Annotated in this window: 19 protein-coding genes and 1 tRNA gene; 13 read left to right on the top strand and 7 right to left on the bottom strand. The window is 48.9% G+C overall.

Annotated elements, in window-relative coordinates; genetic code table 11:
* Positions 1–17: 17 nt before the first annotated feature.
* Positions 18–722 carry a hypothetical protein gene (locus tag H9Q78_RS03895; RefSeq protein ID WP_249303697.1) on the bottom strand — a complete coding sequence of 235 codons (705 nt, stop codon included), beginning with the start codon at positions 720–722 and terminating at the stop codon, positions 18–20.
* Positions 715–1,344 carry a hypothetical protein gene (locus H9Q78_RS03890; protein ID WP_249303696.1) on the bottom strand — a complete coding sequence of 210 codons (630 nt, stop codon included), beginning with the start codon at positions 1,342–1,344 and terminating at the stop codon, positions 715–717. The genes H9Q78_RS03895 and H9Q78_RS03890 overlap by 8 nt, the downstream gene beginning before the upstream one ends.
* 150 nt (positions 1,345–1,494) lie before the next feature.
* On the opposite strand from H9Q78_RS03890, the gene H9Q78_RS14475 reads away from it, so the two are divergent.
* Positions 1,495–1,629 carry a hypothetical protein gene (locus tag H9Q78_RS14475; protein ID WP_269141961.1) on the top strand — a complete coding sequence of 45 codons (135 nt, stop codon included), beginning with the start codon at positions 1,495–1,497 and terminating at the stop codon, positions 1,627–1,629.
* Positions 1,630–1,677: 48 nt separating this feature from the next.
* Here H9Q78_RS14475 and htpG read toward each other — a convergent pair whose 3' ends face one another.
* Together htpG and H9Q78_RS03880 are read right to left on the bottom strand one after the other, a co-directional pair.
* Positions 1,678–3,678 (bottom strand): molecular chaperone HtpG, encoded by a 2,001-nt coding sequence (gene htpG, locus H9Q78_RS03885; RefSeq protein WP_249303695.1) that lies wholly within the window; start codon positions 3,676–3,678, stop codon positions 1,678–1,680.
* A gap of 182 nt (positions 3,679–3,860) precedes the next feature.
* Positions 3,861–4,358, bottom strand: coding sequence for a DUF5721 family protein (locus H9Q78_RS03880; protein WP_249303693.1), 498 nt, complete (start codon positions 4,356–4,358; stop codon positions 3,861–3,863).
* 123 nt (positions 4,359–4,481) lie between these two features.
* Between H9Q78_RS03880 and H9Q78_RS03875 the strand changes: the two genes are divergently transcribed.
* Together H9Q78_RS03875 and H9Q78_RS03870 are read left to right on the top strand one after the other, a co-directional pair.
* Positions 4,482–5,801 carry a M18 family aminopeptidase gene (locus tag H9Q78_RS03875; protein ID WP_249303692.1) on the top strand — a complete coding sequence of 440 codons (1,320 nt, stop codon included), beginning with the start codon at positions 4,482–4,484 and terminating at the stop codon, positions 5,799–5,801.
* A 146-nt stretch (positions 5,802–5,947) separates the two neighbouring features.
* Positions 5,948–6,793, top strand: a complete 846-nt coding sequence (locus tag H9Q78_RS03870; protein WP_249303691.1) for a DegV family protein — start codon at positions 5,948–5,950, stop codon at positions 6,791–6,793.
* An 88-nt stretch (positions 6,794–6,881) separates the two neighbouring features.
* Here the strand turns inward: H9Q78_RS03870 and H9Q78_RS03865 are convergent, their stop codons facing one another.
* The 3 genes from H9Q78_RS03865 to H9Q78_RS03855 all read right to left on the bottom strand — a co-directional run bounded on the left by H9Q78_RS03865 (position 6,882) and on the right by H9Q78_RS03855 (position 8,686).
* Entirely contained in the window at positions 6,882–7,064 is a 183-nt protein-coding gene (locus H9Q78_RS03865) for a hypothetical protein (protein ID WP_249303690.1), read from the bottom strand.
* Positions 7,065–7,125: 61 nt separating this feature from the next.
* Positions 7,126–7,926, bottom strand: coding sequence for an ABC transporter permease (locus tag H9Q78_RS03860; RefSeq protein ID WP_249303689.1), 801 nt, complete (start codon positions 7,924–7,926; stop codon positions 7,126–7,128).
* Positions 7,919–8,686, bottom strand: coding sequence for an ABC transporter ATP-binding protein (locus tag H9Q78_RS03855; RefSeq protein WP_249303688.1), 768 nt, complete (start codon positions 8,684–8,686; stop codon positions 7,919–7,921). Before H9Q78_RS03855 ends, H9Q78_RS03860 begins: the two co-directional genes overlap by 8 nt.
* A gap of 132 nt (positions 8,687–8,818) precedes the next feature.
* Between H9Q78_RS03855 and vanR the strand changes: the two genes are divergently transcribed.
* The 10 genes from vanR (at position 8,819) to asd (ending at position 21,457) form a co-directional block, all read left to right on the top strand.
* Positions 8,819–9,523, top strand: a complete 705-nt coding sequence (vanR, locus tag H9Q78_RS03850; RefSeq protein ID WP_249304724.1) for a VanR-ABDEGLN family response regulator transcription factor — start codon at positions 8,819–8,821, stop codon at positions 9,521–9,523.
* Positions 9,513–10,607, top strand: a complete 1,095-nt coding sequence (locus H9Q78_RS14610) for a sensor histidine kinase (RefSeq protein ID WP_456300201.1) — start codon at positions 9,513–9,515, stop codon at positions 10,605–10,607. The genes vanR and H9Q78_RS14610 overlap by 11 nt, the downstream gene beginning before the upstream one ends.
* A gap of 163 nt (positions 10,608–10,770) precedes the next feature.
* Positions 10,771–11,814 (top strand): D-alanine--D-serine ligase VanG, encoded by a 1,044-nt coding sequence (gene vanG / locus H9Q78_RS03840; protein ID WP_249303687.1) that lies wholly within the window; start codon positions 10,771–10,773, stop codon positions 11,812–11,814.
* Between the two features lie 3 nt (positions 11,815–11,817).
* Entirely contained in the window at positions 11,818–12,573 is a 756-nt protein-coding gene (locus tag H9Q78_RS03835; RefSeq protein WP_249303686.1) for a M15 family metallopeptidase, read from the top strand.
* Position 12,574: 1 nt separating this feature from the next.
* Positions 12,575–14,719, top strand: coding sequence for a serine racemase VanT catalytic subunit (gene vanT, locus H9Q78_RS03830; protein ID WP_249303684.1), 2,145 nt, complete (start codon positions 12,575–12,577; stop codon positions 14,717–14,719).
* Positions 14,720–14,818: 99 nt separating this feature from the next.
* Positions 14,819–14,891: transfer RNA gene (locus H9Q78_RS03825), tRNA-Thr, on the top strand.
* A 410-nt stretch (positions 14,892–15,301) separates the two neighbouring features.
* Positions 15,302–15,613, top strand: coding sequence for a hypothetical protein (locus H9Q78_RS03820; protein ID WP_249303683.1), 312 nt, complete (start codon positions 15,302–15,304; stop codon positions 15,611–15,613).
* A 241-nt stretch (positions 15,614–15,854) separates the two neighbouring features.
* On the top strand, positions 15,855–17,492 hold the full coding sequence (locus H9Q78_RS03815) for a site-specific DNA-methyltransferase (RefSeq protein ID WP_249303682.1): 1,638 nt from the start codon (positions 15,855–15,857) through the stop codon (positions 17,490–17,492).
* A gap of 28 nt (positions 17,493–17,520) precedes the next feature.
* A complete protein-coding gene (locus H9Q78_RS03810; protein ID WP_249303681.1) occupies positions 17,521–20,184 on the top strand; it encodes a DEAD/DEAH box helicase in 2,664 nt (887 codons plus the stop codon).
* A gap of 181 nt (positions 20,185–20,365) precedes the next feature.
* The gene (gene asd / locus H9Q78_RS03805) at positions 20,366–21,457 is read left to right on the top strand and encodes an aspartate-semialdehyde dehydrogenase (protein WP_147597041.1); all 1,092 of its coding nucleotides are present in this window, start codon (positions 20,366–20,368) and stop codon (positions 21,455–21,457) included.
* Positions 21,458–21,530: the final 73 nt, after the last annotated feature.

Genomic DNA, 21,530 nt, shown 5'->3' with positions numbered 1-21,530 from the left:
TCCGGCACGTTTTGTTTTTATCTCCGCCCCAGCATATCCGCCATTTTCCGAATCATATCAATTCGGGACTGTTCCCCCGGCTTCATCCGGCTTTTTAAGACATTGAGTATCAGATCTGTCTCTGAGTCATTGAACTGCATCCCCATGGAATTGGCGTTCTTATTGGCAGCCATCAGAAAGGGCAGCAGAGAGTCCATAGACTGGCTGCCGGATTGGGAGACCAGTTCGGATAAAAAGGCCAGCTTTTTTAAATCCATATTTTTCAAGGAGGGGTCATTTTTCCAGCTGTCGTTTCCGGAGTTACTTTGCCCTGTCAAAGGCGTGCCTCCCGGATTTCCAGTGTTCCCGGTATTTTGTCCGGCAGTACCGGAATTTTGACCTGCTGTGCCGGCATTCTGAGAAGGGGCGCCGATATTCTGATTGGGGGCGCCGGTATTCTGATTGGGAGTGCCGGTATTCTGCGGTGAGCCGCCCGGATTCTGCGGTGAGCTGCCCAGATTCTGAAAGTTATTGCCCGGATTCTGAAAGTTATTGCCTGGATTCTGGTAGCTATTCCCTTGGTCCTGGAAGTTATTCCCTTGGTTTTGATAGCTTCCGGCCGGATTCTGGTAATTGTTCCCCGGATTCTGATTCTGTCCGGCGTCTCCGTTCACGGGGGACATGTTTCGCCCTCTATTTCCGTTCATGCCGTTGTTATACATTCCGTTTTGAAAGTTATTCATTATGATGTGGCTCCTTTCCTGGTGCATTGTTGAGAGAATGGAACATAGCGCTGTAAGAATCGAAAAGGGCCTGCTGACTGGAGCTCAAAGAGCCGCGGATAAAGCTTCGGAAGTCATCATCGGCTTCAGATGAAGAAGGCCCGGACGGTGAGTCTGGATCCAGGGAAGCGGCTGACAGCGTGGCCTTTTCTTCTTCCTCCGCGGCAGGCTGTCCGGATACTACGGTGAACGGAGCCGGTTCTTCCCGGGTCTGGCCTGCAGGTTCAGCGGCCGCTCCGCCTTGAGGCATCTGATCATATAAGGAGGACAGCTGGATGATGTAATTCAGCCGGTCGAAGGCTTTCTTCTGCTCCGGACTGCCATAATCTTTTATTTCATTTAATACGTCAAAGAATCCTTTTTTGGGAGCGCCTTCAGAGGCGGAGCAGATGCTTAAGGCATCGGCTGCTTCAGGAGAAGAAAACAAGTTCACGGTATTTTTAAGCTCCTGGAATTTTACGAGCACGGACAGAAGACGTTTCTGTGAGGCAGGAAAATAAGCCAGGGCCGCTTTCAGCATCTGGAGGTTGTAGCCGCTGGTCATTTTGTCCAGTTCGGTTGCTTTGAAGCTATCTTGTTCCAAAATGGCACCTCGTAGGTTTGTTCCCTTTACTTTATGCGGAGGAGGGGTTGACCTATGCAGGCAAGAGGAAAAACGAAATTGGAAAATTCGGCATATGATATTATGAGCGGTTTCTGAGGAACCACTATTATGTGTAAGGAGACGCTTTATATGAAAACCAGACTTATCATTGATGAAGATTCAGTATATGAGATAGATGAGGAATGTGACGAAGCACAAAAAGAAAGGGAGAGAAAACGGCAGGAAAAAAAGAACCGGGAGAACAGAAATCACAGACATCATTAATAAACTGCCGCCGGATGGTATCGGCCATCCGGCGGCAGCATTTCGTTTTTATTCAGCCAGCTTTAACATTACGTCATTGGTACGGGCAATAAATTTGCTCATGCGCTCCGGAGAGAGGCTTCCATGGCTTAAAAGAGCCAGGTCATACAGCTGCTCGCAGAATATGGAGGTATCTTCACTGTCCTCGTGCTCCAGTACATAAGTCACGAGAGGATGATTCGCGTTCAGCACCAGACTTTCAGAAGCGCCGAACATATCCATGTTCATATCTCCCATACTGTACATTTTCATCATATCCTGCATCCGGCGGCTGTCCTCGGACGAAGTGACAACAGAAGCAATGGATGAATTTTTAAGCTTTTCCACCTTGACTTCCAGCTTGTCATCGCCGAGAGCTTTCCGGAAGGTCTCCGTCAGCTTGTCGGTCATCTTGCTCAGGGATTCTTTTTCTTCCTCCCCGGTCTCTTCCTTGAATGCGCTGTCCAGATCCGTATCGATTCTCAGGAAATGCACGTTTTCATTTTTCTGTTCCACATGGCTAATAAAAGGAGAGTCAATGGTGTGGGTCAGAATGACCGCGTCAATACCGGCTTCCTTGAACATGTTGATATATTGGCTCTGCGCTTTCTCATCGGTCACATAGAAGACCGTATTTTCGTGAGCTTCTTTGTTTTCTTCCAGGCATTCTGCCAGGGTCAGATACCGGCCCTCCAGGTTCTTGAACAGGATACAGTCTTTTATCTTGTCCTCAAATTTTTCATCCCGGATATAACCGAATTTAATGAAGGGACTCAGATCGTCCCAGTATTTTTCATAATTCTCCTTCTCGACCTTATACATGCCGGTCAGCTTGTCCGCTACCTTCTTGGTGATGTAGTCAGAAATCTTTTTGACGAAGCCGTCGTTCTGCAAAGCGCTCCTGGAGACATTTAGAGGAAGATCGGGGCAGTCGATCACACCTTTTAACAGCATCAGGAATTCAGGGATGACTTCCTTGATATTGTCCGCAACAAATACCTGGCTGTTGTAAAGCTTGATGGTTCCCTCAATGCTCTCATACTGGGAGCCGATTTTCGGGAAGTAAAGAATGCCTTTTAAATTGAACGGATAGTCCATATTCAGATGAATCCAGAATAAAGGCTCCTTATAGTCGTTGAATACGGTACGGTAAAATTTCTTGTATTCTTCATCGGTACATTCATTGGGATGCTTCGTCCAGAGAGGATGAACATCGTTCAGAGGAACAGGACGCTTGTTGATCTTGGCAAGTTCCTTCCGGGGAGAAATCTCTACGATTTCTTTTTCTCCGTTCTCATTTTCCCGTTCTTCTGTCTTGGCTTCTTCAATGGTGGTCTCCACCACTACATCCTTTTCCGTCACCTCGCTCACATCAATGGTCTCGTATTCCTGAGGGGCGTTCGCCTTGTTCAGGAAAATGTTTACAGGCATGAAGGAGCAGTATTTCTCGATGACTTCGCGGGCTTTATATTCGTTGGCAAATTCCAGGCTGTCTTCGTTGAGATACAAGGTGATCTCTGTTCCGAAATCTTCCTTGCTCCCTTCAGCCATGGCGAATTCCTGGCCTCCGTCCGATTCCCAGTGGACGGCAGGAGCGTCGGCACGATAGGATTTTGTATCGATGCTTACCTTGTCCGCGACCATGAAGGAGGAATAGAAGCCCAGGCCAAAATGTCCAATGATCTGATCCTCGTTCGTCTTGTCCTTATATTTCTCCAGGAAATCCTTAGCTCCGGAAAAAGCAATCTGGTTGATGTACTCGTCCAGCTCTTCAAAGGTCATTCCAATGCCGTTGTCCTTGAAGGAGATGGTCTTTTCGTCGGGATCTACCGTGACCTGGATTTTAAATTCGGTATCCTCCGGAATCTCAAACTCGCCCATCACATCCAGCTTTTTCAACTTGGTGATGGCGTCGCAGCCGTTGGAGATCAGCTCACGGTAAAAAATATCGTGGTCACTGTAAAGCCATTTCTTTATGATCGGAAATATGTTTTCACTGTTAATGGATAAATTGCCCTGTTTCTCTGGCATATCAATCACACCTTTCTTTTTTCTTTGTGGGTTTGAAAAGACGAAACAGTCTTTTTTGATTTCTTTGGTATATTGTAATACGCGAGATTATAAAAGTCAAGAAAAAATTAGCACTCATTAGACACGAGTGCTAGCAATTCGCTTTTGTTTTCCGATTTTTGCTGAAATAAGGGAGAAAGGCTCTAATTTTCTTCCCAGAATATTTCCTTAGATCTGAAGTAGCGCCTTATCATGTCATCCCATGCCCGATCCAGAGACTTATCGGGGGTAAAAAAAGAGAGGGAGACGCCGGTCACACATTGAAGTGTTCCCTGATCGTAGCGGACATTCAGAAACAGACCGCTGACCTGTTCCGCCGAGATAGACAGGCCGGTTTCCGACAACAGCTTTTCTGTATTGGAGCGGGACAGCACGAAGACGACTTTAAAGTGCTCCGGCAGCCGCCTGCCCTTGACGACCTGGTAGCACAAAGGCTTAAGAAGCGGCCAGCGGGCGAAATCGTGCTGTTCCATTTCTTCCCATTCTGCGTCAGTGAAATAATCGCGGTGGAGAGAACCGTCCAGAGAAACGGTAATGCTTGTAGTGAAGGAAGCCTGAGATACCAAAAATGAATCAAAGGTGTCCTGAAGAAACAGCTTGGATGTGAAATCCTTTTTGTCTGGTATGTTTAACGCTATCATGAGAACCTCCTAATACGTTCAGTATAGGAGAAAATCCGGAAAAAGGGAAGTCTTTCTTTAAAAATGTGGTATACTGGAAAAGAAAGACAGAATCTGAAATGAATGCAGGAGGAGGAAAGAAGAATGGCGGACAGACAGAACCTGGAAAGCAGAGTGCCTGAGGGGCTCTTAAGATATATCGAGCGGGGGATATCGCCGTATCATGTGGTGGAGGCCGCGGCAGAAGAGCTTGAACGAGACGGGTATCAGGAGCTGGGACTGTGGGACAGCTGGTCTCTGGATAAGGGAGGGAAATATTATGTGAAAGCCCACGGCTCTTCCATGTTCGCGTTCCGCATAAATCCTGGCTTTGGGCGCCTTCAGAGCTTTCGGATCGCGGCGGCCCATACAGACTGGCCCTGCATGCGTATAAAAACGGCTCCGGATATGTCCCAGGATACTTATGCGAAGGTCAATGTGGAAACGTATGGAGGCCCTATCTTAAATACTTGGCTTGACAGACCTCTTTCCGTGGCCGGAAGGGTGACGCTCAAAGGAAACGGCTGCTTCAGCCCCGAGACCCGTCTGATGGATTTCGGACGCCCTGTGTTCACGATTCCCAACCTGGCCATTCATATGAACCGGGAAGTGAATAAAGGTGTGGAGTTAAATAAGCAGAAGGATATGCTCCCGATGGCCGGACAGGCTGCGTCGGATGTGCTGAATAAAGGAGGATTTTTTCTGAATGCTCTGGCGGGAGAGCTTGACGCAGCTCCGGAAGATATTTTATTTTATGAACTTTCTGTTTATAACTGCGATAAGCCGGATATCCTTGGAATGAACGGTGAGTTTCTCTCAGCGCCCAGACTGGATAACCTGACCTCAGTAAGTGCTTGCGTGGATGGGCTGCTCGCAGGGACAGAGAGAGGAAGCGGCGTGGATATGGCCGTGTTTTTTGACCATGAGGAGATTGGCAGCAAGACGAAGCAGGGGGCCGGTTCTTCTCTTCTTGCGCTGGTGATGGAAAAAATCTGCCGTTCTTTCGGTTACAGCGGTGAGGACTGTATCAACTGTCTGCTGAAAAGCTTTCTGCTTTCAGTGGATGTGGCTCATGGAAAGCATCCGAATCAGCCGGATAAGAGCGACGTGACGAATCCGGTATTTCTAAACGGAGGCGTGGCTTTAAAGGCGGAGAGCAATCAGAAATATGCCACGGACGGAGAAGCTGTCGGCGTAGTCAGAAGCATTTGTGATAAAAATCATATACCGCTCCAGCTTTTTGCCAACCGCTCTGATGTGGGAAGCGGCAGTACCCTGGGCTCCATCGCATCCTCTTTTGCGGTGATGAATACGGCGGATATCGGCATCCCTTTGCTGGCTATGCATTCCGCCAGGGAAGTGATGGGAGTTAAGGACCAGGAAGCTCTTTCTGATCTTATGAGATGCTTTTGGCAGGAGCAGTAATCGGGAAAGCTTTGGAAATTAGATAAAAAAGATTACATTCTCCCTTTTCAAAGCGCGTATTCTGTGCTATCATAAATGGTAATGAAAACTACATAGAGTGGTAAATGCTCCACAAAAAAGTAGTAAGGCAGTACAGGAGGGAAAATATGGATTACAAGATAGTAGTGGACAGCTGCTGTGATTTGACAAAGGAATTGAAAGCAGACCGTCATTTTCAGGTGGTTCCGCTGACATTGCAGGTGGGGGATACCTATATTACCGATGATGAGAGCTTTGACCAGGCAAAGTATCTGGAACTGGTCCGCACAACTCCGGATTGTCCGAAGACAGCATGTCCGTCTCCGGAGGCTTTTAAAAAAGCCTATGACTGCGATGCAGAAGCCATTTTTGTGGTGACATTGTCTCAGCATCTGAGCGGCACATATAACAGTGCGGTCCTCGGTAGAAGTCTTTATATAGAAGAAAAGGGTGAAAAGAAGATAGCCGTGTTCAGCTCGGATTCGGCGTCCATAGGAGAAGCCCGGATCGCCGTAAAGATTCAGGAGATGGCGGAGGCGGGAGAATCCTTTGAGAAGATAGTAAAGGAAGTGTCCGAGTTTCGGGATAATATGAAAACCTATTTTGTCCTGGAGACGCTGGACTTTTTGAAGAAAAACGGGAGGCTGACCGGATTGCAGGCTTTGTTTGCCACAGTCTTAAATATCAAGCCGGTCATGGGAGCCGATAAAGGTGTGATCATTAAGCTGGATCAGGCGCGGGGCATAGACAAGGCGCTCGCCAAGATGGCCCAGTGGGTTGCAAAGGAAGCGAAGGACGCGAAGGACGCGGAGAATAAGGTGCTGTCTATTTCCCATACGAACTGTCCGGAACGGGCAAAAAAAGTAAAGGAACTGATCTGCAGTCTGATAAAGGTAAAGGATGTTTATATTGTGGATACAGCCGGCGTCAGCACGACATATGCAGGGGACGGCGGAGTGATCATAGCATTGTGACAGTTTCACGGTTTTACGGTCAAAACAAGCCGCGGGGTATATCTGAGGATACGCTCCGCGGCTTAACTGTTATATAAAAACAATTTACTCATTGTTCGACGTTCTTAAGTGCCAGATATCCGATCACACATACAAACGCGATCAGAAGAAGAATCCATTTTATGGGAGTCACCCAAGAGGGCAGCGAATAACGGTCTTTTACAGCGTCTAATATAAACTCCACAAGAATGGATACAAAACCAATGTTCAGGACTAATTTACTTTTTTTCATCTTATGTGCCTCCCAAGTTCGATTTATCTATTATATAGCGGCCGGAAGCGGCTGTCAATCTTCAATGACGCTTGACGTACCGCTTTTCCAGCATCCCGATGATGCGGTAAAGGCCCATGGAGATAATGCAGAGGATGACGATGCTCATCATTACGATATCCATCTTGAACACTTGGCTGCCATAGATGATCAGATAACCCAGGCCCTTGTCCGCCGCCAGAAATTCCCCGATGATGACGCCTACGAGGCAGAGGCCGATGTTGACCTTCATGTTATTGATGATAAGCGGAACAGCGCTGGGAACAAGTACCTTTTTTAAGACATCCCTCTTTCTGCCGCCCAGAGTGTAGATGAGCTTGATCTTATCCTGGTCGACGCTTCGAAAGCCCGTGTGGAGTGTCATGATGGAGCCAAAAACGGCCACGGAAATGGCCGCCACGACGATAGTTTTCACATTGTTGCCCAGCCATACGATGAGTACGGGGGCGAGTGCTGATTTCGGAAGACTGTTGAGCATTACCAGGTACGGTTCCAGAAGCTCCGACAAGGTAGGGCTCAGCCAGAGCAGCATAGCGGCCAGGAGGCCGATGGCCATGACCAGGAAAAAGCTGCCGATGGTTTCTGCCAGTGTCACTCCGATATGGCGAAAAATACTGAAATCTTCTGTCATTTGGATGAAACAGGTTATCATGCGGGATGGACTGCTGAATATAAAATCATTCAAAAGGCCGATGCGGGCGGTGAGCTCCCAGGCGCCGATGAACAGGATAAATAAAAGAATCTGTCCGATGAGAACGAGGCGTTTGTGACGGGAGCGCGCCCTCAGGTAGGCCACTTGGGCTTTGGAGAGGGAATTATCCATTGGATTTGAGCTCCTTCCATATTTCTTCAAAATAGCCGCTGAACTGAGGAGAGCTTCGTCTCTTTAAGGGAGAATCATAGACCTCGTCAAAGTGCAGAGGCAGAATTTTTTTGATGCGGGCGGGCCGGTCTGAAAGTATGACTACCTTGTCTGCCAGCGTAATGGCCTCCGAAAGGTCATGAGTGACCAGAACAGCGGTTTTATGCTCCTTGCGGATGATACCGCCGATGTCGTCGCCCACTTCCAGCCTTGTCTGGTAATCCAGAGCGGAAAATGGTTCGTCGAGAAGCAGGATATCAGGCTCCAGGGCCAGAGTGCGGATGAGCGCAGCCCTTTGGCGCATACCTCCGGATAAAGAAGACGGAGGGGCGTCTTTAAAAGCCGACAAGCCATAGGTGTCCAGCATGGAATCCACGCTGGCCCGGGCATTGGAGGTTAAGTTGCGCTTGATTTCCAGGCCCAGGAGCACATTGTCATAGACCGTCCGCCATTCAAAAAGGTGGTCTCTCTGAAGCATATAGCCGATGTTGGCGCCGGAGGTGCCCTGAGCTTTCCCAAACAGTCGTATTTCTCCTGATTCCGGCTTTAAAAGGCCGCTGATTAGGGACAGGAGCGTTGTTTTTCCACAGCCGGAGGGCCCCACGACCGCTACGAATTCTCCGGGGCTGACCTTCAAAGAGATGTCATAAAGTGCGGATGTCTCACCGTCCAGTGAATGATAGGAAAAACATACATGTATGAATTCAAGGATAGGTTCCATAGTATTCCTCCGTTTCTTCATACATTATCATATGGAGAGAGGAAAGCGGGGGTGACTGTTCCGTTGATTTCAAAAGGGAGATATGTTAGAATGGGGAGAACGGCAGAGCAGCAGAAGGAAGGCGGCAGAAGGATGAAAGAACAGATATTATTGGTGGATGACGAAAAAGAGATTGCGGATCTGGTGGAAGTATATTTGAAGAATGACGGTTATTCTGTAAAGAAGTTTTATAATGGAAAAGACGCCCTGGCCTGTATGGAAGAGGGCGGGCTCGATCTGGCGGTTCTGGACGTAATGCTGCCGGACATAGATGGTTTCAAGATCCTCCAGAAAATACGGGAGAAATATTTTTATCCGGTCATCATGCTGACAGCAAAGGTCGAGGACATGGATAAGATCATGGGACTCACCTTAGGGGCGGATGACTATATTACAAAACCCTTTAATCCCCTGGAGGTGGTAGCGCGGGTCAAGACTCAGCTCAGGCGGTATAAAAGCTACAATCACGTGGGACAGGCAGAAGAAGAGGAGAGACAGGAGCATGACATCCGGGGACTTACGATAAATCGTGATACTCATGAGTGCTTTTTGTATGATAAGCCGGTATGTCTAACGCCGTTAGAATTCTCCATTCTCTGGTATTTATGTGAGCATAAAGGAAAGGTAGTGCCTTCTGAGGAACTGTTTGAGGCCGTGTGGGGAGAGAAATATCTGGAAAACAACAACAATACGGTGATGGCGCATATCGGACGGCTCAGGGAAAAGCTGAACGAGCCTCCAAAAAGGCCGCGTTTTATTAAAACAGTATGGGGAGTTGGATATAAAATTGAAGAATAAAAAAAAGAACCTGAGCGGCGGCCTGGCGGGACGGCTGTTCCTCAGGATGATAATCGCCCTGTTTTCCTATACCGTGCTTGGGATAATCGGCTATTTTTTGGCCATCAATGTATTCAGCTTCAGAACCTGGTCGGGGGACGAGCTTCTTTACCGGGTCGCCAGATGGTTTGACATGAGGAGAGAATTGTTTGCCCTTGCCTATATCGTGATAGGGTATATCGGCATTTTCCTGTATTATTGGAGAAAACCTTTTTCCTATTTCCAGGAAGTTGCAGACGCGGCAGAAGTGATCTACAAGCAGGATGACAGCATGGTGACCCTTTCGGCTCCTTTAAAGGATCTGGAAAACCAGATGAATCAAATTAAGGTAAGCGTCCTGAACAATGAGCGGGTCGCGAGAGAGGCAGAGCAGAGGAAAAATGATCTGGTCACATATCTGGCCCACGATCTGAAGACACCGATCACGTCTGTCATCGGTTATCTGACTTTACTGCAGGATGAGCCTCAGATTTCGGAAGAAATGCGGAACCGTTATATTACCATCGCCAGAGAAAAGGCAGAGCGTCTGGATGATCTCATCAACGAATTTTTTGACATCACCCGGTTTAACCTGTCTCATATCACGCTGGAAAAAACAGAGGTCCATTTGATCCGCATGCTGAATCAGCTGATATATGAATTCAAGCCTATGCTGAGGGAAAAAAATTTGAATTGTGTGCTTCAGGCTCCCGACGATCTGCGTATCTATTGTGACCCGGATAAGTTACAGAGGGTATTTGATAATCTGCTCCGCAACGCGGTCAATTACAGCTATGAGGATTGTACGATCCGAATCTGGGTGGAAGAAATGCCGAATCAGGTGAAGCTGTCTTTTATCAATGACGGGGATCAGATATCGGAGGAGAAGCTTAAAAGGATATTTGAACAGTTTTACCGGCTGGATAATTCCAGATCCACAAAAAGCGGCGGAGCAGGTCTTGGACTTGCCATAGCAAAAGAGATCGTCGAGCTGCACGGAGGCCGAATATCGGCATACAGCAGGGAAAATATCATCCGTTTTGATGTGGTGCTTCCGCGGCCGTAGGAAAATTGTAAGAATTTGATCAGAAAAGAATCGGATTTCCATAGGATGGATAATAAGAACAGCATCCGCTGTCCTGGTATGATGAAGCTACCAGGACGGCGGATATTTTTTTATTCTGTTCTAAAAAAGGCAGCTCGTCCTATGAAAGAAAAGGAGAAAAAATATGAAAAAAACGATAGCAGTTATATTTGGCGGATGCTCCACGGAATATCCGGTTTCTCTCCAGTCCGTTTATGCGGTGCTCACCCACATGAACACAGAAAAATATCAGGTGATACCGGTAGGAATCACGCGGAACGGAGATTGGTTTCGGTATATGGGGGCTTTTGAAGAGATTCTGTCGGATCAGTGGCACGTTAAGCATGAAACCTGCAGAAAGGCGTTTCTCTCTCCGGAGCGTTCTGTCCACGGGATCGTAGAAGAAAAGGATGGCGAAATCCGTCAGATCTATGTGGATGCAGTATTTCCAGTACTTCATGGAAAAAACGGGGAGGATGGAACGATACAGGGATTAGCGGAACTGGCAGGCATCCCTCTCATCGGGTGCGGAACGTTTGCGTCTGCTCTCTGCATGGATAAATACCGGGCGCACCAGCTGGCTGCCCAGGCCGGCGTAGCAGTGCCGAAAGCTGTCGTCTTGGAAAAAAGACTGGAAAAAACAGAGCTTTACGAAAAGACAAAAGATTTGGAATATCCGCTGTTTGTAAAGCCGGTGAGGGCGGGATCTTCCTTTGGGATCACAAAAGCGGACAGGAGGACGCAGCTTTTGTCCGCAGTGGACGCAGCGTTTCAGCATGACCGAGAAGTCATCATTGAAGAGAATGTGGAAGGCTTTGAAGTAGGCTGCGCCGTAATGGGAAAAGAAAAGCTGATTTTAGGAAGAGTGGATGAGATTGAACTCTCAGAAGGCTTTTTTGACTATACAGAGAAGTATACTCTGAAAAGCTCCAAAATCCATATGCCGGCCAGAATCGACGAAGAGACGGAAAAACGGATTCAAGTGTGCGCGGAGACCATATACCGGGCTTTGGACTGCTCCGGTTTTGCCAGGGTGGACATGTTTCTGACACCAAACGGCCAGATCGTGTTTAATGAAGTAAATACCATACCGGGATTTACTGCCCACAGCCGTTTTCCCAATATGATGAAAGGCATTGGAATGTCCTTCGAGGAGATTTTGGAAACGCTTATGGCGCAGGAGGTGTGAGACATGAGAGAGATGGTACTGTCCGGCCGGTCTGTCCACATGGGGAATTTAATCTTAGTGAATGAAAAGCATCCAATCGCGGGAGAAATGAGGTTTTCCTGCGTGCCCGTGGACAGCAGGCACCCGGGAATCCTGCTCCATACAAGGGCTTCCTCCTGTTTGGCCCAGCTTTTAAAGGAAATTCGGTCCGAGGGAAAAATCGTGCCGGTGAGCGGCTACCGGCCGAAAGCGGAGCAAGAGCAGATATTTAAGGATTCCGTTGCAGAAAACGGATGGGAGTTCACCAGAAAATATGTGGCCCTTCCAGATCACAGCGAGCATCAGACGGGACTGGCTATTGATCTGGGGATTGATCAGGAGAACATTGATTTCATACGCCCGGAGTTTCCATATGACGGTGTCGGAGGAGCGTTTCGAAAAAGGGCCGCCAGATATGGCTTTATAGAAAGATATCCGGAAGGAAAAGAAGAGGTGACAGGAATTGGCGGGGAACCGTGGCATTTCCGATACGTGGGATATCCTCATTCTGAAATCATGGAAGGACAAGGACTCTGTTTGGAAGAATATACAGAATTCATAAAAAATTATCCTTATGACGGGAAACATTTGAGAACCGGCGGTCCGGGCAAAGAAATTGAGATATTTTACGTGCAGGATGAGATGACGGAGAATCCGTCGGTGGCAGTAGCGGACAACGCCATAGCGGAGAGCTCCGGAAACAATGTGGACGGATGGGTTGTGACACTGTGGAGGCAATAAGATGAAACGAGAAAAAGCATATACCGGTATTGACGGATTTCGGATTGCCGCCGCGCTGTTGGTCGCAGCTATTCACATTTCTCCCCTCGCTGCCTGGAATGAGACCGGTGATTTTATTCTGACACGGGTTGCCGCCCGCGTCGCGGTTCCCTTTTTCTTTATGACCTCCGGCTTTTTTCTGGAAAAAGGAACAGAAAACCGTATGGAGAAACTGGCTGCTTTTACAAAAGCCACACTGCGGCTGTATCTGATATCCATGATTTTTTACCTGCCGCTCAACCTCTATATGGGATATTTCAATACAAAATTATTTTTGCCGGAATTTCTGAAGGATGTTCTGTTTGACGGAACTTTATATCATTTGTGGTACTTTCCGGCAGCCGTCGCCGGGGCCTGGATATCGGTACTTCTTATCCGCAGGATAGGCTTCAAAAAAGCGTTTATTGCCGCGGTCTGTCTCTATGCAGTTGGCCTTTTGGGGGACAGCTACTACGGTCTGTCGGCAAAGATTCCGGTTTTAAAAACATTCTACGACAATGTGTTTGCCGTCGCCGATTACACACGAAATGGGATTTTTTATGCGCCCGTGTTTTTTGTCATGGGGGCCTGGATAGCGGAAAACGAAGGAAGGAGGAGCATAAGGGGAGGCCTTTCATACTTCGCAGGCTTCTTGCTCATGCTGGTGCTGATGACTGCAGAGGGACTGCTCCTCAGGGCGTTCGGTCTCCAGCGGCATGACAGTATGTATATACTTCTTCTTCCCTGCATGTATTTGCTGTTCCGTTGGCTTCTTTTCTTTCGGGGAAGAAGAAGGGAAAGGCTCCGGGATATATCTATGGTCATCTATATCGTCCATCCCATGGCGATCGTTGCGGTGAGGATGGCAGCGAAGCTGTTTTCCAAACAGACATATCTGACGGAACATCCCATGGCGCTTTATCTGGCTGTTCTTCTCCTTTCCGGCCTGGCCGGTATCCTATACTGCCAGGTCATGCGGGAATGGAAAAAGCGTCATCCTATGCGTTCACCGTCGGAAGGCTGCCGCTCCTGGGTGGAAATCGACCAGGGGAGCCTTATGCATAATGCCAGGGTCCTGCAGAAGGATATGCCTCAGGGCTGCCGGCTGATGGCGGTGGTAAAAGCCGGCGCATATGGACATGGAGACACAGCGACCGCCAGATGCCTGAATCGGGCGGGGGTCAGGGCGTTTGCAGCAGCGACCATAGATGAAGGAATCACATTGCGGAAAGAAGGAGTACAGGGAGAGATCCTGATACTTGGATATACGCCTGCCTCCAGGGCAAAGGAACTCAGACGCTGGCGGCTGATACAAACTGTCTGCGATCATGAGCACGCCCTGGCGCTGGAAAAGACGGGGATAGACCTGCAGGTCCACTTGGCGGTGGATTCAGGGATGCACCGGCTGGGAATTTCTGTGGACGATGTAGACTGTGCGGTGGAGGTCTTTCAGATGAAACATTTGAAGATAACCGGTATTTTCACACATTTGTGCGCTACGGACAGCAGCAGACAGCAGGACATAGAATTTACGGAAAGCCAGCTCGGAACGTTTTTTGGATTTTTAGAGAAACTGTCCGGACAGGGAATCGTGCTTCCGAAGATTCACGTGCAAAGCAGCTACGGTTTTTTGAACTATCCGGATATTGACTGCGATTATGTGAGGGCCGGGATTATTTTATATGGGGCGGACAGCGGAACAGATACCTGGGTGAGAAGAAAACTGGATCTGAGACCGGCCCTGGCTCTTAAGTCGACAGTAGCTTCGGTCAGGAAAGTATACGCCGGGGAAAGTGTGGGATACGGCAGGGCATATACCGCATCATCCGACCGTGACATAGCGGTCGCTGCCATTGGATATGCGGATGGATATCCGAGAAGCCTGTCCTGCGGAAAGGGGAGCGTACTGATTAAAGGAAGGCGGGCGCCGATAGTGGGACGGATCTGTATGGATCAGATGATGATAGACGTGACCGGAATCCCGGGAATATCGGCAGGTGATACAGTGACGCTGATCGGAAGGGATGGGGAAGAAGAGATTCTCGCCAGCGAAGTGGCGGAGCAGGCGGGCAGCATTTCCAATGAGCTGCTGAGCAGGCTGGGCAGCCGGCTTACGTATCTGCCATAACTGTAAAAACAGGGAAGAAAATGTTCGAGAATCGGTTGACAGGAAGAAATTCCTATAGTATATTAGTAACGTTGACAAGCTTTAACAGCTTGGAGACGTGCTTCCGTGGCTCAGTTGGTAGAGCAATTGATTCGTAATCAATAGGTCGCCGGTTCAAGTCCGGCCGGGAGCTTAGAGAGCCTGTGTCTGACAGATGTCGGATACAGGCTTTTTTGTATACCTTTGAATACCTTTCAAACAAGTTTTTTGTCTGATTTGCAAGGCAAGAAGAAGTCCGCTTCCATCCAGGCGGCTCGCTGGCAGCCGTAACCAGAATCTTTGCGGCCTCCAGTCGGTCCTTTCCAACTGACATGGATAAACCTAAATTTTTCCATGTCAGATTCCAACAAAAATCCGCATGATATGCGATTTTTGCCTCCCTGCGTCCGGGAAAATTCTGCTAACGCCTTTGCGGCGCTCGCCTTACGATGGAATCGGATCCTTCCTCTTGCTCTTTTTTCCGCACCGAAATAATCGCTCATTTGCCTCGAAAGCCATTGGGGCAGTCCACCGCGGCCCGCTGCCGTAAGGCGCGCGGGCCATGTGGATATCCAATTCTTTTCTGGAATCAATGGAACGGAAATCATCCAGAATGGTGCGGCAGGCAGGACACCGGCAGAAAGATTCCGGGGAGGCCTAAAGGTGAGCGCCGCAGGGCAGCGGCCGGTGTTCCCCAGGCGGAGGGAGGCAGAAACGGAAAATCCGATTCCGTTTCTGAGCGAACAGGAGACGGGAAATCATAAAGATTTCCCGCCGACATGTGAGCGGTACTGCTGGAGCGGGGATAAAGCGGCCCCTGCATCGCCAGCGAACCGAAATCGTGACGCCCCGGAACTTCTGCCGGTGTCTTGGTAAAGACCCTTCAGGAATGATTCCAAAAAGTATTTGGTTGTATACCCAAGGGCATCCCTTAATGCATACCCTCCGGGCAGGCGCACTTCGTGCGTCAAGGTATATTTTTGAAATCATTTTCTCTGCCCTGCATTTAAAAAGGTATTTAAAGAAATTTTGCCGGATGAAAGTATTGTCTTTTTATGTTATAATTAGTCCGTAAAAAGCAGCAGGGAGTGCAGTCACCGCAGGAGGATCACACATCATGCCGACCTTGGAATGGATTGGAAAAGATAAAATCGTAAGCTATCATCAGAAGGTGCCGTACCGTTTTTTGGAGCGGAAATACAGCTTTGATGAGGGCGGAAGCAAAAAAGAGGACAACGGAAGCGGCAATATGATTATCCGCGGAGATAATCTGGAGGCTTTGAAATCGCTCCTCCCTCAATATACAGCCAGCGTTAAATGTATCTATATCGATCCACCTTACAATACGGGAAATGAGAAATGGATATACAATGACAATGTAAATGACCCCAGGATGAGAAAATGGCTCGGAGAGGCCGTTGGAAAGGAAGGGGAGGATTTGTCGCGCCATGATAAATGGCTTTGTATGATGTATCCGCGCCTTAGACTGCTGGAAAAGCTGATGGCGCCGGACGGAGCCATATTCATAAGCATCGACAACAATGAGAAATTCAATTTGAAATTGATATGTGATGAGATATTCGGACCATCGGGATTTGTTGCGGATATAGCCGTCATCAACAATCTGAAGGGACGGAGTGACGATAAATATATCGCCACGGCCCATGAAAGTCTTCTGATCTATCAGAAAGGGAGCTTTGTCACCCGGGGGGTCTCTCTGCCGGAAGAATATGAAAAAGAATATAAGCTGTCCGACGAGAAGGGACGGTACCGGCTTTTGGGGCTGAGAAAAAGGGGCAGCAACGCCAGGGAAAAGGACAGGCCCAATCTGTTTTATCCTATCTATTATCAGGAGGCTTCCGGGAAGCTGTCCCTGGAACCGGCGGATGGGGCTGTGGAGATACTGCCGAAACTCTCCAACGGCGAGAATGGGACCTGGAGATGGGGCAAAAGCACGGTTCTGGAGCGGATTTCGGAACTGGAGGTCCGCCTGGTGAAAAAGAGGATGGAATACGACATTTTTCAAAAGGATTACCTGGAAAGGGAAGAAAAACGCCGGGTTAAGCCGAAGTCTTTTTGGTCCGGCAGCGAATTCGCCAGTGAAACCGGCACTCTTGAGATAAAGTCGATTCTCGGAAAGGGGCAGTTTGACACGCCGAAGCCGGTGGGGATCGTGGAATACTGCCTGCAGCAGGCGGCAGATAAAGATTCTATTGTTTTAGACAGCTTTGCCGGTTCCGGGACTACGGCCCATGCGGTACTGGATATGAATCGGAAGGACGGCGGAAACCGGAAGTTCATTCTGGTGGAGATGATGGACTATGCCGAAAATGTGACGGCAGAACGGGTTAAACGAGTGATCTCCGGCGGCGGAAAGACAGAAGGCCTGGGAGGAGACTTCAGTTTTTATGAGATAGGAGAGCCGCTGTTTCTGGACGGAGGACGTCTCAACAGTCAGATAGACGAAGAAAGGCTTAAGGAGTATATCTGGTATACGGAGGCGGGGGGCTTTTTTGAGAAGACCCGTGGAGATGAAAATTTGCCGTTTTATTTGGGAAAAAATAAGGGCACTGCGTATTATCTGTATCATACGAAGGAACAGGACGCCGTGCTGGATTACAATTTTCTTACGAATATCCGGGAAAGGGCAGAGCATTATGTAATCTATGCGGACAGATGCAGTCTGAGTGAAGCAGAGTTGTCCGAATATCAGATCACGTTTAAAAAAGTGCCGAGAGACATAAAGAGGATTTGAGAAATTGGCGGACAAAGGAGAAATGCGGATGGAAATAAAGAAGTACCAGATGAAGGTCATAGAGAAGCTGCGCCGCTTTCTGGAGCTTTTGAGTACGGCGGAGACGGTCTCGGAGGCATACAAGAATTTATGGGAGGAACAGGGAGTGGGGCTGGGGCCTGACGGTATGCCGGCCTACCAAAATATCATCCGGAGGACACCTCATGTATGCTTTAAGGTTCCGACCGGAGGAGGAAAGACATATCTGGCATGCAATTCACTGAAGCCGGTGTTCGACGCGCTGAGTCCGGAACGCATAAAAGTGGCGGTATGGCTGGTGCCTACCGATACGATTCTGGAACAGACGGTTGAAAATCTGAAGGATACGGCTCATCCTTACAGACAGAAAATAGACGGAGATTTCGGCGGACGGGTGGAAGTATATACCAAAGAGGAACTGCTCGGCGGAAAGAATTTTAACTATGGTACGGTGACTGAACAGCTGTCCATCCTGGTGCTTTCCTACGATTCTTTTCGGTCCAGCAGGAAAGAGGGACGAAAGGCTTATCAGGAGAACAGCAGTCTGCTGTCCTTCCAGAGAGCCCTTGGCGAGCCGGAGTATGCGGTGAAGGGGGCTGACAAGACGTCATTGATTCAGGTTATAAGTCAGCTGTCTCCCTTTGTGATCGTGGATGAGAGCCATCATGCGAGAAGCAGTCTGAGCCTGGAGATGCTGGAAAATTTCAATCCGTGCTTTGTGCTGGATCTGACGGCCACTCCCCGGCCTGAGAGCAATATAATCGCATATGTGGACGCGGCTCAGCTGAAAGAAGAGCACATGGTAAAGCTGCCGGTGGTGGTATATAACCGGGACAGCCAGACGGAAGTCATAGCGGATGCCATAGATCTGCGGAACAATCTGGAGAAACTGGCGGAGGAAGAGGAAAAGCGGAGCGGGAGATATATAAGGCCCATTGTACTGTTCCAGGCGCAGCCCAGGGGGAGAGAAGACAGCGCCACGTTCCAGAAGCTTAAAGAAAAACTCATCGCCAGCGGAGTTCCGGCCGGAGAGATCGCGATTAAGACTGCGGAAGTCAATGAGCTCAGGGATAAGGAGCTGACCGGGAAGGACTGCAGTATCCGATATATCATCACAGTCAATGCACTGAAGGAAGGATGGGACTGCCCCTTTGCCTATGTGCTGGCGACGCTTGCCAATAAGACCTCCCGCGTGGATGTGGAGCAGGTTATTGGCCGGATTCTGCGGCAGCCCTATACGAAGCAATGTGAGGTGCCTGCCCTCAACATGTCCTATGTCCTGACTTCCTCTAATGATTTTCGAAATACGGTGGATGAGATTGTAAAGGGGCTTAACAGCGCCGGCTTCAGCAGCAGGGACTGCCGGGTACCGGGAACTTATGAGGAAGCGGAGGGAAAAGCGGAAGGCAGAGAAACGTGTGCCGGCGGAATGGATACCGGCCGGGATTCCATAAGAGAACAGGAAACAGAGACAGAGGAATTTCTGGACTTTGATGACCAGAAGCTGGAGAAGGAGCTTTTAAAACGCAGGGAGAGGAACGAGCGTCAGACGGAACCGCTGCCCTTATTTGGTGCCGCTTCTATGCTGCAGATGGCTTCAGAACAGCTGAAGGCGTACGAAAAAGAGATAAATCACACAAAAGAAGAAAGCTTTGACTGGCCGGAAACCCCGCCCCAGGAGGTGAGAGACAGGATGAAGATTTTCCATATGAAGCCGGAATTCAAAAAAAAGGCAATGGCGCTGCAGATTCCGGTATTTTACCTTGAAACACCGTACAATATCATCACTGGCGCCAGCTTTGTGCCGCTTTGCCAGGAGCACCTGACGGAAGGATTTACATTGAAGGGCAAGCCATACGATATAAGGCTTGACCATATTTCCCAGGAACTGTACCGCGTGGATGTCGAAGGCTCAGAAGACGCCGTTCCCAAAGCGTTTAAAATGAATGAAATGGAAAGGGCCTATTTCCGGGAGATTTTATCCAAGCTGCCGGAAGAGAGGCGTATCCAGAATCATAAAGAGATCATCTGCAAACATCTAAGCAGCCTGAATCAGGTGGATTCTCTGGAGCTGGCGGAATATGTAGACCGGATCGTGGATAATATGAACCGGGACCAGCTGGCGGAGCTGGAAAAAATGGTCTTTGGATATGCGGAGGCTATCAAAAAGAAAGTGCTTGGGCTGCTTAAAGAGCACCAGCTGAAGCAGTTTCAATTGTGGCTGGAACAGGGGAAAATCACCTGCCGGCCTCATTACCGGCTGCCGGAGACGATCTCACCTGTTCATGCAGTCACGACCATAGGAATGTCTTTATATACGGGAGAGGAGAGGATGAACAGTCTGGAGCACAAGATGGTCATGGTGCTCACCAGTCTTAAGAATGTGGTATGGTGGCATAGGAATATTGCGAAACGCGGCTTGAATATCAGCGGCTTTGAGAATCATTATCCGGATTTGCTCGTGTTTACGGACAAAGGAAATCTGATCGTGGTCGAGACAAAATCAGAACATCTGGAGAACTGGAACAGCAAGGACAAGCTGATGCTGGGCCGCGCCTGGGAAAAGGCTTCCGGGAGCCGGTTCCGCTATTATATGGTATTTGATGAAAAGCATAATGACTGGGACGGGGCCGTGACATTTGAAGAGTTTTTTAAGATAATCCCGGAGCTGTAGGCGATCTGCCGCAGGCGGTGCTGATAAATGCACCTTTGATAAATATCGGTACATATGAAAAAAGTGCTTGCATTTTGCGGCGGTATGGTGTAGAATACTGCAAAGGAAAGACAGATGTACGCGCAACAAAGACATGTTGGCGCGGTTTGTCAAATATAATGAAATACGAGGAGAATATGAGATGGATAGGAAAGAGAAACTGAGAGTTGGTGTATTAGGCGCGACAGGTATGGTCGGCCAGCGTTTTATTTCCCTGCTGGAGAATCATCCCTGGTATGACGTGGTCACGGTGGCGGCTAGCCCCAGGAGCGCGGGCAAGGCCTATGAGGATGCGGTCGGAGAGCGCTGGAAGCTGGATACCCCCATGCCGGAAGGCGTGAAGAAGCTGGTGGTGAAGGACCTGCACAACATCGATGAAGTGGTTGCAGATGTGGACTTTGTATTCAGTGCAGTTGATATGACGAAGGATGAAATCCGCGCTATTGAAGAGGCTTACGCGAAGGCCGAGGTGCCGGTGGTTTCCAATAACAGTGCCCATCGGTGGACTCCGGATGTGCCGATGATCATCCCTGAACTGAATCCGGAGCACGCGGAGGTGATTGATTCTCAGAAAAAACGTCTTGGAACAAAGAGAGGTTTCATTGCCGTAAAGCCCAATTGTTCGATTCAGAGCTATACTCCCGCGTTTCATGCGCTTCGCGAGTTTGGAATAAAAACAGCAGTGGTGACTACATATCAGGCTATTTCCGGCGCAGGAAAGACCTTCAAAGACTGGCCGGAGATGATCGACAATGTGATTCCCTATATAGGCGGCGAAGAAGAAAAATCAGAGCAGGAGCCTTTGAAAATATGGGGAAAGGTAGAAGACGGCGTCATCAAGAAGGCGGAGGGGCCGGTGATCACGTCCCAGTGTATCCGTGTTCCGGTGTCCAATGGACATACGGCGGCCGTATTTGTGACCTTTGATAAGAAGCCCTCTAAGGAAGAGATTCTGGACCGCTGGGCGAAGTTCGAAGGTGAGCCCCAGAAGCTCGGCCTTCCCAGCGCACCGAAGCCGTTCCTCAAATATTTTGAAGAAGACAACCGTCCCCAGGTGAAGCTGGACCGTGACTATGAAAACGGCATGGGTGTGACATTGGGACGTCTGAGAGAGGACACGGTATTTGACTATAAATTCGTGGGACTGTCCCATAATACGGTCAGAGGTGCAGCGGGAGGCGCGATTCTCTGCGCGGAGCTTCTGACGGCGAAAGGATATATCACGAAGAAGTGATTATAGAATTATTTTCGGTTACTAATTTCATTATATAAGCAGTACCCCTAAGTAAAAAGACCGCCGGAATCTG

This window comes from Qiania dongpingensis, from assembly GCF_014337195.1.
Taxonomy (GTDB): domain Bacteria; phylum Bacillota; class Clostridia; order Lachnospirales; family Lachnospiraceae; genus Lientehia; species Lientehia dongpingensis.
Note: the sequence above shows the minus strand (reverse complement) of the source record. Positions and strands in the feature narration are given on the sequence as shown.